Origin of the sequence: Bradyrhizobium guangdongense (genome assembly GCF_006483445.1) — a bacterium.
GTDB classification, from domain to species: Bacteria; Pseudomonadota; Alphaproteobacteria; order Rhizobiales; family Xanthobacteraceae; genus Bradyrhizobium; species Bradyrhizobium guangdongense_A.
The window spans coordinates 1-15,005 of sequence record NZ_PPPT01000082.1 but is presented as its reverse complement, the minus strand read 5'-3'; the positions used below and the strand labels follow the sequence as shown (position 1 = coordinate 15,005).

Sequence of the window (15,005 nt, the reverse complement as noted above, 5' to 3'; positions counted from 1 at the left end):
ATGCCGCCGAGCTCGGCGTCAAGGTGAAGCGGCTCTCGATCCGCGACCAGTCCAGCCGCTGGGGCTCCTGCACCTCGGCAGGCTCGCTGTCCTTCTCCTGGCGCCTGATCCTCGCGCCGCCCTTCGTGCTCGACTATCTCGCCGCCCACGAAGTCGCGCATCTCGTCGAGATGAACCACTCCGCGCGGTTCTGGCGGGTGTGCGGAAAAGTGTGCCCCTCGATGGAGCGCGCCAAGAAGTGGCTCGACACCTACGGCAACGATCTGCATCGATACGGCATCGAAGAGTAGCTTGCCGCGCCATTCCTCGCCCCGGCGGGGAATGGCAGCGAAGACCCCGCGCGTGCGCCGCTCCTGCGATTCACGCCGCAACATCAACGCCGTCACCCACGCCACCGCGCACCACGCGAAAATCACCGCCTACTGTGCATGGGGTTGTTTTCGCCGCCAATTAGCGCCGCTACCGGTTCCCGCCAAACAACCGGTCCATCAGCCAGCCATCGAGGCCTGCCGCCGGTTCGGGGCGCACATTGGTGCGCGTCGGTGCGGGGCGATAGCCGCCGCCATTGACCGGCGCTGGCGGCGTCGGCGCTGACACTTGCGAGGCCGCCTGTGCGAGGTTCGACAGGCCCCAGCCGCCTTGCACGGTCGGCAGGGCGGCCACCGGCACGCCCTCATGGGCCGTGCGCATGAAGCGGGTCCAGACCTCCACGGGCAGGCCACCGCCGGTCGCTTTCTTGGTCGGCGAGTTGTCGTCATTGCCGAGCCAGACGCCGGTGACGAGGTTCGCGGTGTAGCCGATGAACCAGGCGTCACGGTAATCCTGGCTGGTGCCGGTTTTGCCGGCGGCCGGCCAGCCGGGGATCTCCGCTTTCTTGGCGGTGCCCGAGATCAGCGTCTCCCGCATCATCGCGTTCATCATCGCGACCGCACGCGGCTCGATTACCTGGTTCCGCTCTTCCGCCTGGCGCATGTAGAGCAGCTTGCCGTCCTGCTGCGTCTTGATCCGCGTCACCACATGCGGCGACACCGCGAGCCCGCCATTGGCGAAGGGCGCATAGGCGCCGACCAGCTCGACCACGGAAACCTCGGAGGTGCCGAGCGCGATCGAAGCATTGGGCTCGAGTTTTGAGGAGATGCCGAGCCGGTGCGCGGTGCGCACCACGTTCTTCGGCCCGACCTCGAGGCCGAGGCGGATGGCGACGGTGTTGAGCGACATCGCCAGCGCCTGGGTCAGCGTCACCGCGCCGAAATATTCATGGGTGTAGTTCTCGGGCCGCCAGCCCTTGACCTCGATCGGCGCGTCCTGGCGGATCGTGTCCGGCGTCAGTCCCTGCTCGACCGCGGTGAGGTAGACGAACGGCTTGAACGAGGAGCCCGGCTGCCGCTTCGCCGTGACCGCGCGATTATACTGGCTCTCGGAATAGTTCCGCCCGCCGACCATGGCGCGCACGGCGCCGTCGGGCGTCATCGCCACCAGCGCGCCCTGGCTGACATTGAACTTCACGCTCTTGGCGGCGAGTTCGTCGATAATGGCGGCTTCCGCCACGCTCTGCAGCTTCGGATCGATCGTGGTCTCGACCACGATGCTCTGGTCGATCTGGCCGACCAGATCGTCCAGGACTTCACCGATCCAGTCCGCGACATAGTTCACGGTGCCGGCACCGGCCGGTTTCACATTGTAGGAGGGGTGGCCGATCGAGGCCTGCGCCTGTGCATCGGTGATGAATTTTGCCTCCGCCATCGCCGCCAGCACGATTTGCGCGCGCTGTTCGGCGCCTTCGGGGTTGCGGTTCGGCGCCAGGCGCGAGGGCGATTTGACGAGGCCGGCGAGCATTGCGGCTTCCGCAATCGTGACGTTCTTGGCCGACTTGCCAAAGTAGCGCTGTGCCGCCGCCTCGACGCCATAGGCGCCGGAGCCGAAATAGACGCGGTTGAGGTAGAGCTCGAGGATCTCGTTCTTGGAATGCTTGCGCTCCAGCCAGAGCGCGAGCTCGGCCTCCTGCAGCTTGCGCTGCATGGTGCGCTCCTGGGTCAGGAACAGGTTTTTCGCGAGCTGCTGCGTCAGCGTCGAGCCGCCCTGCGAGACGCCGCGGTGCAGGACGTTGGTGACGAGCGCACGCGCGATGCCGACGGGGTCGATGCCGAAATGCGAATAGAAGCGGCGGTCCTCGATCGCGATGAAGGCTTTTGGCAGATAAGGCGGCAGATCCTTCAGCGCGACATTGGCGCCCGCCATCTCGCCGCGCTGCGCCAGCACGCTGCCGTCGACGCCGACGATCTGGATGGTCGGCGGACGTTTTGGGATTTCCAGCGACTGCAGCGGTGGCAGATGCGCGCCGACCCAGATCACGACGCCGGTCAGGGCGATGCCGCCCCAGAGGCCGAGCACGGCACACCAGTAGAACAGCCGGCCGATGCCGAAGCGCAGCCGCGATTTCGAGCGTCGCTTCGCACCGCTGCGGGCAGGCTGCGGCTTGCGCTCGCGCGGCGGCTCGCTGTCGGCCTCCTCGCTCTTCCGCTTGGATTTTTTCGGCTTGTCGTCGGCGTTGGGGATACGGTCGGCGGCAGTGAGGCGCAGATCGGCGAGTGCCGCAGGCAGGCCGAATAGCGGCTCCTTGCGTCCACCGCCCTTTTTCTTCGCCAAACCCATACGCAAAAACGCCCGGTCAACCCGCCCCGCCGCACGCTAGCGGTGGCTGTTTAAGGCCCGGTTACGCAAAGCTTAACGCGGCATTAGGAGCTGCGGCGCCGGTTCCACGAGGCTAGGATCGGTGCCGTCAAAAGCAGAGGAAATCCCATGGGCCATATCGATCCGACCAAAGAGGTTTTTGCACAATTCCGGGAGAACGACCGCCCCGGCCCGATCCACATGCTCAATTTGGTCCGCCTGCGCAAGGACGCCGCCTATCCCGACGGCCGCAAGGCGACCGGCGCGGAGGCCTATGCCGCCTATGGCCGCGAGAGTGGTCCGGTGTTCGAGCGCCTCGGCGGCCGCATCGTCTGGCAGGGCAGGTTCGAGCTGATGCTGATCGGCCCACAGGAGGAGCGCTGGGACCATTGCTTCGTCGCCGAATACCCCAGCGTCGCCGCCTTCGTCGAGATGATCAGGGATCCCGTCTATCGCGAAGCCGTCAAGCATCGCCAGGCGGCAGTCGAGGATTCACGCCTGATCCGCCACGCCGTGCTGCCGGTCGGCAAGAATTTTGGCGAGGTGCCGAAGTAGATCATCTCTCCTCGTCATGGCCGGCATAGCCGTCCGGAGGACGGCGTCGCTTCCGCTCGCCTATGACCCGCCCATCCTCGTCTTCCATTGCCTCCAAAAACGTGGATGCCCGGGACAAGCCCGGGCATGACGTTGTTGAGGCAGTAGAGTGCAGAACCAGCGCCTAGCCCGCCGGACCCGCATCCTCCAGGATCGGGCCGAACAGCTCCCAGCGCTCGCCGTTGAACTTCATCATCTGAAGCTGCTTGTTGACGCGGTAGTCGGTCGGCGAGGTGTTGGCGAGAATGCCCGGCAGCGAGAGGTCGAGCTGCACGTCCTTCAGGCTGGTGGCGACCTTCATGACGTTCTCACGCGTGAGGTCGTCGCCGCACTTCTGCAGCACATAGATCATCAGCTGCGAGGTCGAGTAGCCGTAGCTGTTGAAGCTCGAGTCCTTGTCGCCGTCCGGATAGTACTTGGCCATGAACTCGAAATACTTCTTCATGCCCGGATCGTCCTTCCAGGTCGGGTCGAGCGGATCCTTGCCGTAGTTGACGCTGATCACGCCCTTGGACGCCTCAAGACCCGCAGGCTTCATCACCGCGCCGACCGAGGTCGCGTTGATGTCGAGGATGTGCACCGGATGCCAGTCGAGCTCGGCGATCTTCTTGATCGCTTGCGCGGCCTGCTTCGGCGTGGTGGCGCTGAAGAACAGGTCGGCACCGGCGGCCTTGATCTTGAGGATCTGCGAATCGATGGTCGGATCGGAGACTTCGTAAGAAGCTTCCGAAACGATCATCGTGCCAGCCTTGTCGCCGAGGCCGGCCTTGATGCCGTTCAGATAGTCCTTGCCGAGGTCGTCGTTCTGATAGAGCACGCCGACCTTGGCGTTCGGATGGTTCTTGATGATGTACTGGCCGTAGATCCGGCCTTCGACGAAGTAGTTCGGGTTAAAACCCATCGTCCACGGGAAGTTCTTCGGGTCGGTGAACTTCGAGGCGCCGGTCGCTGCGAACAGCTGCGGCACCTTCTTGGCGTTGAGATATTTCTGTACGGCGGCATTCGACGGCGTGCCGAGGAGCTGGAAGGTGAGCAGCACCTCGTCGCTCTCGACGAGCTTGCGGACCTGCTCGACGGCCTTCGGCGGCGAGTAGGCGTCGTCATACTGGATCAGGTTGATCTTGCGGCCGTTGACGCCGCCCTGATCGTTGATCATCTTCATATAGGCGGCCTGGGTCTTGCCGATCGTGGCATAGGCCGAGGCAGGGCCGCTGAATGGATTGGTCTGGCCGATCTTGATTTCGGTGTCGCTGGCACCCGGGTCATATTTTTTCTGGGCACTGGCCGCTGAAACCGACAGCGCCAAAGCCAGCGCCGTGCCAGTCACCAGATGCAAAAGTCCGTTCCTCATTCGCAATTTCCTCGGTTTGTTTATCGCAGATGATCTATCCCCCGCCCTGGTGGCAGGCGGACGCCATCGCTGGGCGGGAGTGTGGCGAAACCGTTGCTGCGACGCAAGATGACATGGTGTGCAGCCCGGTGACTTTAGTCGAAAGTTTCAGGGGCATTGCGGACATGGTTGACGGCCTATTTTGTGGGGTGGGTTAGCCTTGCGATTGCGCGAAGCGCAATTCGCTGGACGTAACCCACCTCTTTTGTGTCCGCATCGACCGAAGCGGTGGGTTACGCCGTGCGGGCTGCGCTTTGCGCAGCCGCTCGACTACCCACCCTGCGAAATAGAGCCTGGGTCTAGCCGGACGGGCCGGTGTCCTCGATGATCGGGCCAAAGAGCTCCCAGCGCTCGCCGTTGAACTTCATCATCTGCATCTGCTTGTTGACGCGGAAGTCGTTCGGGCCGGTCGTGATCGACATGCCGGGCAGCGCGAGGCTCGGCGTATGCCCCTTGATGTTGGCGACCTGCTTCATGACGTTCTCACGCGTCAGGTCGTCGCCGCACTGCTTCAGCACCTGGGTCAACAGTTCGGCCACCGAATAGGCATAGGTGTTGACGGTGTTGAGCTTGTCGCCTTCGGGGAAGTACTTGTCCATGAAGGCGAAGAAGGTCTTCACGCCCGGATCGTCCTTCCACTGGGGATCGCTGGGCTCCTTGCCGTAATTGGTCGAGATGATGCCCTTGGAGATGTCGAGGCCGGCGGGCTTCAGCGTCGCCGAGATCGGGCTCGCATTGATGTCGAGGATGTGCACGGGCGTCCAGCCGAGCTCGGCAATCTTCTTGATCGCCTGCGCCGCGAACTTCGGCGTCGAGGCATCATAGAACAGGTCGGCGCCCATCGACTTCAGCTTTACCACCTGCGAATCGACAGTGGGATCGGTGACCTCGTAGGACACTTCGCCGACGATCATGCTGCCGGCCTTGTCGCCGAGCCCGCTCTTGAGGCCCGCGAGATAGTCGCGGCCCATGTCGTCGTTCTGGTAGAGCACGCCGATCTTGGCGTTGGGATGATTGGCGAGAATGTACTTTGCGTAGATGCGTCCCTCGGACACGTAGTTGGGATTATAGGCGATGGTCCAGGGATAGTTTTGCGGATCGTTGAAGCGGGCGGCGCCGGTCGAGGCCAGGAGCTGCGGCACTTTCTTGCCGTTGAGATATTTTTGCACGGCGGCGTTGGCGGCGGTGCCGATGATCTGGAAGGTGAAGAGAATCTCATCGCCTTCGACCAGCTTGCGCACCTGCTCGACCGTTTTCGGCGGCGAATAGGCGTCGTCATACTGAATCAGATTGATCTTGCGGCCGTTGATGCCGCCCTGCTCGTTGATCATCTTGAAATAGGCCGCCTGCGTCTTGCCGATATTGGCGTAGACGGAGTAGGGACCCGAGAACGGCACGGTCTGGCCGATCTTGATCTCGGTGTCGCTTGCGCCGGTATCGTATTTCTTCTGTGCCAGGGCCGGCGATATGGTGAGCCCAAAGGCGAGCACCGTTGTTGCGGCGAGAAACGCTCTGCGATTGTTCATCTTGGGATCTTCCTCCTGACGGAATTAGCCGATGGTCTTTATCCCGTTGATTGCAACGGTCGCCATCGCTGTCAGAGATTGTGGAGGAAGGTCCGCCGCCGCGCAAGGATCGTAAGAAAGGATCGCGACGGCGCGTCGAGACGCCTCAGGCGAAAGTGAGCACGACCAGCGCGATTGCAGCCGGCAGCGCCTGCACGAACAGGATTCGCTTGTTGACGGACATGGCGCCATAGACGCCGGCCACGATCACGCAGAGCAGGAAGAACACCTTGATCTGGAATGCGAAGGCCGGGTTGGAATAGACGAGGCCCCAGACCAGGCCGGCCGCAAGGAAGCCGTTATAGAGGCCTTGGTTGGCGGCAAGCACCTTGGAGGTTTCGGCCTTGTCAGGCGTCTGGCGAAACACCTTGAGGCCGAGCGGCTTGGTCCAGAGGAACATCTCCAGGATCAGGAAGAAGACGTGCAGGGCTGCGACCAGCGCAACGAGAAGATTGGCGATCCAGATCATGTATTCCCCCAAAACGGATCAGGTTTCGGGTGGACGATAGCATGTGCACGATAGAAAGTGCGACGGTCCCTCGCTCCAGTGATGCCAGATGCCAACACGATCTGCAGAGACATCCGAACGTTTCGGCCTCGACCGGTTGAAGACGCCGATCGGGACCGCCTTGCTGGTCACCGATGCCGACGGCGTGTTGCGCGCGCTCGATTGGGACGACTATGAAGATCGCATGCGCGAACTTCTGCGTCTGCAGAATGGCGCGATCGATCTGAAGACACAGCGCGCGCCGGCGGCGATGCGTGCTGCGCTGTCGGCCTATTTCGATGGCGACCTTGCGCAGCTAGCGGTGATCGCATGGCGCGTTGCCGGCACGCCGTTCCAGCGCAAGGTCTGGACCGCGCTGGCCAAGATTCCTGTCGGCACGACCATGAGCTATGGCGCGCTGGCGGCCCGGCTCGACATGCCCAAGGCGGTTCGCGCCGTCGGCCACGCGAACGGCTCGAATCCGATCAGCGTGGTGCTGCCATGTCACCGCCTGATCGGAGCGAATGGCTCACTGGTGAAATACGGCGGCGGCCTGGAGCGCAAGCGCTGGCTGCTGAGGCATGAGGGGGTGGAAGTGTAGCGCGGCTCTCTCACCTCGTCATTCCGGGGCGCGACGAAGTCGCGAGCCCGGAATCCATCGGGCCGCAAAACGCGCGGTGAAATGGATTCCGGGCTCGCCGCTTTGCGGCGCCCCGGAATGACGAGGGGAGCTACGCCGCCGGCTGAACCGCCTTCTCGCCGGCCATCACATGGATCAGTGCGCTCTTGATCGCGGCCTGCCGCGTCGGGGCGTTGATCTGCGCGCCGAGCAAATCGGTGACGTAGAACACGTCGCGGGCGCGTTCGCCGAAGGTCGCGACATGCGCTGACGCGATGTTGAGGTTGAGTTTCGACAGCCCGGTGGTCAGCTCGTAGAGCAGGCCGGGCCGGTCGAGGCCCGACACCTCGATCACGGTGTAGCGGTCGGACCACTGGTTGTTGATGATCACCTCCGGCTCGATCACGAAGGGGCGCGCCTTGCTGCGCACGGCGCGGCGCGCCACCACTTCGGGCAGCCGCAGCTTGCCTTCGAGCACGTCCTCGATCATCTCGCCGATCCGCGTGGCGCGCCGGCCCTCGTCCTCGTCGCGGTCGTATTCCCGTGAGATCGAGATGGTGTCGAGCGCGCGGCCGTCGGTCGTGGTGTAGATCTGCGCGTCGACGATGTTGGCGCCGGCTGACGCACAGGCGCCCGCGATGATCGACAGCAGCCAGGGATGGTCGGCGGCAAAGATCGTGAGCTCGGTGACGCCGCGCACTTCGTCGAACCCGACATTGATCGCGAGCTTGTGGCCGGCCTGCTCGCTCGACCGCACGAAGCGGGCATGTCGGATCTTTCGGGGCAGCTCGACCTTGAGCCAGTAGGCCGGATAGTGCCGGCCGATATAGGCGTCAAGCTCGTCCTTCGGCCATTCGGCGAAGGCCATGCGGAATTCGGCATGCGCCGCCGCGAGCCGTTTGCCGCGGTCCACTTCCGAAAAGCCGCCGGTCAACACTGGCTCGGTCTCATAATACAGCGAGCGCAAAAGCTGCGCCTTCCAGCCGTTCCATACGCCGGGGCCGACGCCGCGGATGTCGGCGGTGGTCAGGATCGTGAGCAGCTTCATCTGCTCGACCGACTGCACCACGGCGGCAAAATTCTCGATGGTCTTGCGGTCGGACAGGTCGCGCGACTGCGCGACCGTCGACATGGTGAGATGCTCTTCAATCAGCCAGGCCACGAGCTCGGTATCGGCAGCGCTGAAGCCGAGCCGCGGGCAGAGCCGGCGCGCCACCTTGGCACCCGCAACCGAATGATCCTCCGGCCGCCCCTTGGCGATGTCGTGCAGCAGCGTCACGATATAGATCACGGGCCGGTGCTCGGGCCGGATCTTGCGGAACAGGTCGCTGGCGAGCGTGAATTCCTCGATGCCGCCGCGCTCGATGTCCTGGAGGAAGCCGACGCAGCGGATCAGGTGCTCGTCGACCGTGTAGTGATGATACATGTTGAACTGCATCATCGAGACGATCTTGCCGAAGGCGCGGATGAAATGTCCGAGCACGCCGGTCTCGTTCATCCGCCGCAGCACGGTCTCCGCGTCGTTGGAGGTCAAAATCTCCATGAACAGACGGTTGGCTTCCGGATTCTCGCGCATCTGCGCGTTGATCAGATTGAGCGAGCGCGTCACGGTGCGCATCGCGTCGGGATGGAAGGCGAGGTTGTTCTTCTGCGCCAGGCGGAAGATGCGGATCAGGTTGACCGGATCGTGCTTGAAGACGTCGGGCGCGGCGAGGTTGATGCGGTTGTTGTCGACGATGAAGTCGTCGCTGTCGGGCACGCGCCGCTTCACCGTGCTTGGCCGCAACCGCGCCATCATCCGGCTCAGCACCGGCGCCGGTTTTGCCTGCTGGTCCTCGAGCTTGGCGCACAGGATGGCGGTGAGGTTGCCGACTTCCTTCGCGACCAGGAAGTAGTGCTTCATGAAGCGCTCGACGTCCTGCATGCCGGGGTGCGAGGTGTAGCCGAGCCTGACTGCGATCTCGCGCTGCAGGTCGAAGGACAGACGCTCCTCGGCGCGATTGCAGAAGAAGTGCAGATTGCAGCGCACCGACCAGAGGAAATCCGCGCAGCGGCGGAAGGTGCGGTACTCCTGCGCGTCGAACACGCCGCGCTCGACCAGCTCGTCGGTGTCGCGCACGCGGTAGACGTATTTCGCGATCCAGAACAGCGTGTGCAGGTCGCGCAAGGCCCCCTTGCCGTCCTTGACGTTCGGCTCGACCAGATAGCGCGACTGGCCGCCGCGACGATGCCGCTCCTCGCGCTCGGCGAGCTTTGCCGTGACGAATTCCGATGCCGTGCCTTGCACCACTTCCTTGTCGAAGCGTTCGACCAGTTCGTCATAGAGCGGCTGGTCGCCGGTGAGGAAGCGTGTCTCCAGGATCGCGGTGCGGATCGTCATGTCGCCGCGCGCCTGGCGGATCGACTCGTCGACCGAGCGCGTGGCGTGGCCGACCTTCAGCCCCATGTCCCAGAGGCAGTAGAGGATGGCCTCGGCCACCTGCTCGCCCCAGGCGGTCTGCTTGTAGGGCAGGATGAACAACAGATCGATGTCGGATTCCGGTGCCATCAGTCCGCGGCCATAGCCGCCGGTCGCAACCACGGCCATGCGCTCGGCGCCGGTCGGGATCGGCGAGCGATAGAGGTGCCGGGTCGCGGCCGAGAACAGGATGCGGATGATCTCGTCCTGCACGAAGCAGAGCCGCTCGGCGCAGTGCCGCCCGTGACGGTCCTTCAGGAGGATCGCTTGCGCCTTGGCGCGAGCTGCGATCATCTCGGCCTTGAGCAGTTGAGCCACTGCCGAGCGAAACGCGTCCTCGCGGCCCTCGTGCTTTTCGGCGAGCGCATCGACTGCCGCGGTCACCCGCGCGCTGTCGAAACGATCATCCACCCCGTGCTTCTGGTCGGTCGCGACGCTGTCCATGGATTTACCCGATATAAGAGGCCGCGGGCGCTGTCACCCGGCTTTCTCTGGCAATAGTCGTTCCTTGCTGGATAACGCCCCCGTCCGACAAAGTTCTTCTCGACCCGCGCCTCCGACGACACGGATTTTCTCGTTGACCTTGGTTCATAACTCATTGAAAAGAAATGAGGTTTTAGGGCGACTTGAGAGGAGGATGGGTATGGCATTGATCTCACGACGGACTCTGATGGCGGGCGTCGCCGGTGCAATGTTGATGCCGGGTGTGGTGCTCGCGGCCGACCCCGTGAAGGAAATCCGCATCGACTGGGCGACCTACAATCCGGTGTCGATGGTCCTGAAGCAGAAGGGCCTGCTGGAGAAGGAATTCGCCAAGGACGGCATCACCGTCACCTGGGTGCAGTCGGCCGGCTCCAACAAGGCGCTCGAATTCCTCAACGCCGGGTCGATCGATTTCGGCTCGACCGCCGGTTCGGCGGCGCTGGTCGCAAAAATCAACGGCAACCCGATCAAGTCGATCTATGTCTATTCGCGTCCCGAATGGACCGCGCTGGTGACGGGCAAGGATTCCAAGATCGCCTCCGTCGCCGACCTCAAGGGCAAGCGCGTCGCCGTAACGCGCGGCACCGATCCGCACATCTTCCTGGTGCGCGCGCTGCTTGGTGCAGGCTTGTCCGAAAAGGACATCACGCCGGTGCTGCTGCAGCATGCCGACGGCAAGACCGCGCTGATCCGCGGCGACGTCGATGCCTGGGCCGGCCTCGATCCGATGATGGCGCAAGCCGAAGTGGAGGAGGGCGCAAAGCTGTTCTACCGCAAGGCCGACGCCAACACCTGGGGCATCCTCAATGTGCGCGAGCAATTCTTGAAGGACAATCCGGAGATCGTGCGCCGCGTGCTCGCCGTGTATGAGGACGCGCGCAAATACTCGCTGGCGAACTACGATGAGCTGAAGAAGACCTTCATCGGCGTGACCAAGCTGCCGGAAGCCGTCGTCGACAAGCAGTTGAAGGAGCGCACCGAGCTCACCCACAGCCGCATCGGCGCGCCACAGCGCGAATCCATCCTCGCAGCCGGCATCGCCCTGCAGCAGGCCGGCGTCATCGACGGCAAGGTCGACGTCAAGGCCACGCTCGATGCCCTGATCGACGGTCAGGTCCCGCTGCCGACGAATTGAGGCGCGTGGAAGAGGCATATCGCCGCAACAAACTCCCCTGTCGTCCCGGGGCGCGAAGCGAGCCCGGGACGACACTGAGAATGCGGCGCGCCCTTGCATTCCCTGACGAGACGCGCTTGCTATGGCCATGATCTCTGACGCGCCAGTCCTGCAGCAATCCTCGGAACGAGCCGAGAGCGCGCCTGTGCCCTCGCGCCTGTCGCGCTATGCGCGGCCGCTGCTGGGCTTCGTGCTGCCGGTCGGCCTTGCGCTCGGCTGGGAACTGGCTGTCTGGCTCGGCTATTCCAACGGCCGGCTGGTGCCGCCGCCATCGCGCGTCTTTGCCACCATCGTCGAGCTCGCCCGCTCCGGCGAATTGATGCGGCATATCTGGGCGACGCTGTCGCGGGTCGGCTTCGGCTTCGCGCTTGGCGTGGTCGCGGGCACCGTGCTCGGCGCAATCTCCGGTTACTGGTCGCTGGCGCGCCGGCTGCTCGATCCGACCGTTCAGGCGCTGCGCGCGATCCCATCGCTGGCCTGGGTGCCGCTGTTCATTCTCTGGCTCGGCATTTTCGAGACCTCGAAGATCGTGCTGATTGCGGTCGGCGTGTTCTTCCCGGTCTATCTCGGTGTGATGGGCGCGATCCTCTCGGTGGACCGCAAGATCGTTGAGGTCGGTCGCGTGTTCCGTCTCTCCGGACCCGCCATGATCCGCCGCATCCTGCTGCCCGCGGTGCTGCCCACTTATGTGGTGGCGCTGCGCGTCGGTCTTGGCCTCGGCTGGATGTTCGTGGTTGCGGCGGAGTTGATCGGAGCCTCCGAAGGCCTCGGTTATCTCCTGCTCGATGGCCAGCAGCTCGGCAAGCCCGCGCAGATCGTCGCCGCCATCGTCATCTTCGCGATCCTCGGCAAGACCACGGACTGGCTGATCGAGATCGCGACCGCGCCGCTCTTGCGCTGGCAGGACGCATTCGGGCGCGAGCGGGGAGGCGCCTGATGCTGGTGTTCGACCGCGTCGACAAGACCTATCCAAACGGCGTGCACGCGCTGGCGCGCTTCTCGGCCGAGATCCGCGAGGGCGAGATCGTCGCCATCATCGGCGGCTCCGGCTGCGGCAAGTCCACGCTGCTGCGCGCCATCGCCGGCCTCGACCGCGCGAGCGCGGGCGCGGTGACGCTCGACCGCGAGACCATCACCTCGCCGCATGCCAAGATCGGCATCATCTTCCAGGAGCCGCGGCTTTTGCCGTGGCTCAGTGTCGCCGACAATATCGGTTTTGGCCTCGCCGAGCTTCCGGCCGCCCGCCGGCGCGAAAAGGTGTCGCGGGCGCTGGCGCGCGTCGGGCTTGCCGACAAGGCCAATGCGTGGCCGCGCGAGCTCTCGGGCGGGCAGGCGCAGCGTGTCGCGATCGCGCGTGCGCTGGTGCCGCAGCCCGAGGTGCTCTTGCTCGACGAGCCGTTCTCGGCGCTCGATGCCTTCACGCGGCGCGACCTCCAGGACCATCTGCTCGACCTCTGGGCCGATACGCGGCCGACGCTGGTTTTGGTGACCCATGATGTCGACGAGGCCGTGGTGCTGGCCGACCGCGTGCTCGTGATGCGGCCGCGGCCGGGCCGGCTGTTCGACCAGATCGAGATCAACCTGGCGCGTCCGCGCGACCGCAATTCGCCGCTGTTCGAAACCTTCAAGCGCAACGTGCTGACCTCGCTCGACCGTTCGCTCGATCGCAGCGTGCCCGACCGTGACGCAACCCAGGGTCCCGGACAGGCGATGTGGTGGTGACTTTTCGTCCCTGAGCCGGTACATCCTGAGGCGATTTTTCCGGGAGAGAACAAAATGGACGCCGCAGAACTGCGCCAGATGCAGGCCCCGATCAAGGAACGCTACAAGACCGATCCGAAGACGGCGATGATCACGCTGAAGGCCAAGGGTTCGACCGACAGCGAGGGCATTGCCTGCAAGGTCGAGACCGGCCGCGCGATTGCGATGGCGGGTCTCCATCCGGCCACCGGCGGCTCCGGCCTCGAGCTCTGCTCCGGCGACATGCTGCTGGAAGCGCTGGTCGCCTGCGCCGGCGTCACGCTGAAGTCGGTCGCGACCGCGATCGAGGTGCCGCTCAAGACCGGCAATGTCTATGCCGAAGGCGATCTCGATTTCCGCGGCACGCTCGGCGTCGACAAGGAGACCCCGGTCGGCTTCGCCGAGATCCGCCTGCGCTTCGAGGTCGACACCCCGGCCCCGCAGGACAAGCTCGATCTGCTGCTGAAGCTCACCGAGCGTTATTGCGTGGTCTATCAGACCATCAAGAACGGCCCGAAGGTTTCGGTGTCGATGCAGAGGATGTGAGCGCAGCAACCTGACAATCGGTGTCGTCCTGGCGAAAGCCAGGACCCATTGTCCCGGATGCCGATTGTCTTGCGACACTGACAACCGCCACCGTCCACCACAGCGAAACCTGTGGTAATGGGTCCTGGATCTGCGCTTCGCTTGTCCAGGACGACAAGCAAAAATGTCCGCCGACCTCTCCTTCATCATCTTCCTTGTCCTGCGCATGGCGGTCGCGGCGGCGTTCGTCGTGACGGCGTCGATCATCGCGGAGCGTTCCGGCCCGGTGATCGGCGCGCTGGTTGCGACCCTGCCGATCTCGGCCGGTCCATCTTACGTTTTCCTCGCGCTCGATCATGACGCCGCCTTCATCGCCCAAGGTGCGCTTGCGAGCCTGCCGATCAACGGCGCGACCATCGTGCTGGGGCTGATCTATGTCGTGCTGGCGCAGCGGCACGGCCTCGCCGTGAGTTGCGGCGCAGCGGTAGCGGTCTGGATCGTGCTCGCCTCGATCATCCGGATGTTCGACTGGTCGCTGACCGCGGGCCTTGCCGTCAATCTCGTCGCCTTCGGCATCTGCATCCCGCTGCTCGCACGCTACCGCCATGTGAAGATGCCGCTGGTGACGCGGCGCTGGTACGACGTGCCGTTTCGCGCGTCGCTGGTCGCAACGCTTGTTGCGATCGTGGTCTCGACCTCGGGCTGGGTCGGGCCGAAGGTCAGCGGCATCATCGCGCTCTATCCGATCGTGTTCACCAGCATGATGATCATCCTGCATCCGCGCATCGGCGGCCCGCCGACCGCCGCCGTGCTTGCAAATGCAGCCTGGGGCCTGCTCGGCTTCGGCATGGCGATCGCGGTGATGCACGTTGCGGTGGTGCAATTCGGATCGGTGATAGGTCTTTCCTTTGCGCTTGCAACCTGCGTGATATGGAATCTGACGCTGTGGTGGAGTGGAACTCGAAAGCGCCGTGCTGGTGCGTAAGGATTCCGGACGGGATTTTCGCGGAGGCGTTTTGGCGCAGGTCAGTAGTTCTGCTGCCAGATTCTGACACCATCCTTAATGCAATCTTCGCGCATCGCCCGTAAATATACTCGTCGATAGTCGTCTCCTCTTGGCGGAGATGCATAGAGACGGTCCACGTAGAACGGCGGGGCCCCAGTTCAATCATTACACGGCGTGATTCAGCGAGCCACAAACTTCGGGGCGCGAGCAACGGCGCGCGCGCCATGCAACACCATTTCTCATCGAGGAGATGTTTGAATGTTTGGTCGCAAGTCCCACATAGATGCCCAGGCG

General features: G+C 64.0%; 13 protein-coding genes. 8 read left to right on the top strand and 5 right to left on the bottom strand.

Features of this window, described 5'->3' with window-relative positions:
• Positions 1-290 (top strand): M48 family metallopeptidase (locus C2U70_RS11780; RefSeq protein WP_140978179.1); only part of this gene is annotated, 290 nt, incomplete at its 5' end.
• A 169-nt stretch (positions 291-459) separates the two neighbouring features.
• On the opposite strand, the gene C2U70_RS11775 is transcribed toward C2U70_RS11780, so the two are convergent.
• The gene (locus C2U70_RS11775; RefSeq protein ID WP_140978178.1) at positions 460-2,652 is read right to left on the bottom strand and encodes a transglycosylase domain-containing protein; all 2,193 of its coding nucleotides are present in this window, start codon (positions 2,650-2,652) and stop codon (positions 460-462) included.
• Positions 2,653-2,799: 147 nt separating this feature from the next.
• Between C2U70_RS11775 and C2U70_RS11770 the strand changes: the two genes are divergently transcribed.
• Positions 2,800-3,225, top strand: coding sequence for a DUF1330 domain-containing protein (locus C2U70_RS11770; RefSeq protein ID WP_140978177.1), 426 nt, complete (start codon positions 2,800-2,802; stop codon positions 3,223-3,225).
• Positions 3,226-3,388: 163 nt separating this feature from the next.
• Here the strand turns inward: C2U70_RS11770 and C2U70_RS11765 are convergent, their stop codons facing one another.
• The 3 genes from C2U70_RS11765 to C2U70_RS11755 all read right to left on the bottom strand — a co-directional run bounded on the left by C2U70_RS11765 (position 3,389) and on the right by C2U70_RS11755 (position 6,688).
• Positions 3,389-4,615 carry an ABC transporter substrate-binding protein gene (locus tag C2U70_RS11765; RefSeq protein WP_140978176.1) on the bottom strand — a complete coding sequence of 409 codons (1,227 nt, stop codon included), beginning with the start codon at positions 4,613-4,615 and terminating at the stop codon, positions 3,389-3,391.
• Between the two features lie 338 nt (positions 4,616-4,953).
• A complete protein-coding gene (locus tag C2U70_RS11760) occupies positions 4,954-6,180 on the bottom strand; it encodes an ABC transporter substrate-binding protein (protein ID WP_140978175.1) in 1,227 nt (408 codons plus the stop codon).
• 145 nt (positions 6,181-6,325) lie between these two features.
• Positions 6,326-6,688, bottom strand: a complete 363-nt coding sequence (locus C2U70_RS11755; protein ID WP_140978174.1) for a DUF1304 domain-containing protein — start codon at positions 6,686-6,688, stop codon at positions 6,326-6,328.
• 88 nt (positions 6,689-6,776) lie between these two features.
• Between C2U70_RS11755 and C2U70_RS11750 the strand changes: the two genes are divergently transcribed.
• Entirely contained in the window at positions 6,777-7,307 is a 531-nt protein-coding gene (locus C2U70_RS11750) for a methylated-DNA--[protein]-cysteine S-methyltransferase (protein WP_140978173.1), read from the top strand.
• A gap of 130 nt (positions 7,308-7,437) precedes the next feature.
• Here the strand turns inward: C2U70_RS11750 and C2U70_RS11745 are convergent, their stop codons facing one another.
• The gene (locus C2U70_RS11745) at positions 7,438-10,227 is read right to left on the bottom strand and encodes a [protein-PII] uridylyltransferase (protein ID WP_140978172.1); all 2,790 of its coding nucleotides are present in this window, start codon (positions 10,225-10,227) and stop codon (positions 7,438-7,440) included.
• A 199-nt stretch (positions 10,228-10,426) separates the two neighbouring features.
• Between C2U70_RS11745 and C2U70_RS11740 the strand changes: the two genes are divergently transcribed.
• The 5 genes from C2U70_RS11740 to C2U70_RS11720 all read left to right on the top strand — a co-directional run bounded on the left by C2U70_RS11740 (position 10,427) and on the right by C2U70_RS11720 (position 14,690).
• Complete coding sequence (locus C2U70_RS11740) at positions 10,427-11,401, top strand: aliphatic sulfonate ABC transporter substrate-binding protein (protein WP_140978171.1); 975 nt, start codon at positions 10,427-10,429, stop codon at positions 11,399-11,401.
• Between the two features lie 127 nt (positions 11,402-11,528).
• Positions 11,529-12,377, top strand: a complete 849-nt coding sequence (locus C2U70_RS11735; protein ID WP_140978180.1) for an ABC transporter permease — start codon at positions 11,529-11,531, stop codon at positions 12,375-12,377.
• Positions 12,377-13,162 carry an ABC transporter ATP-binding protein gene (locus C2U70_RS11730; protein ID WP_140978170.1) on the top strand — a complete coding sequence of 262 codons (786 nt, stop codon included), beginning with the start codon at positions 12,377-12,379 and terminating at the stop codon, positions 13,160-13,162. Before C2U70_RS11735 ends, C2U70_RS11730 begins: the two co-directional genes overlap by 1 nt.
• A 54-nt stretch (positions 13,163-13,216) precedes the next feature.
• Entirely contained in the window at positions 13,217-13,726 is a 510-nt protein-coding gene (locus tag C2U70_RS11725; RefSeq protein ID WP_063686102.1) for an OsmC family protein, read from the top strand.
• Between the two features lie 163 nt (positions 13,727-13,889).
• Positions 13,890-14,690, top strand: a complete 801-nt coding sequence (locus C2U70_RS11720; RefSeq protein WP_140978169.1) for a hypothetical protein — start codon at positions 13,890-13,892, stop codon at positions 14,688-14,690.
• The last annotated feature ends 315 nt before the right edge of the window (positions 14,691-15,005 follow it).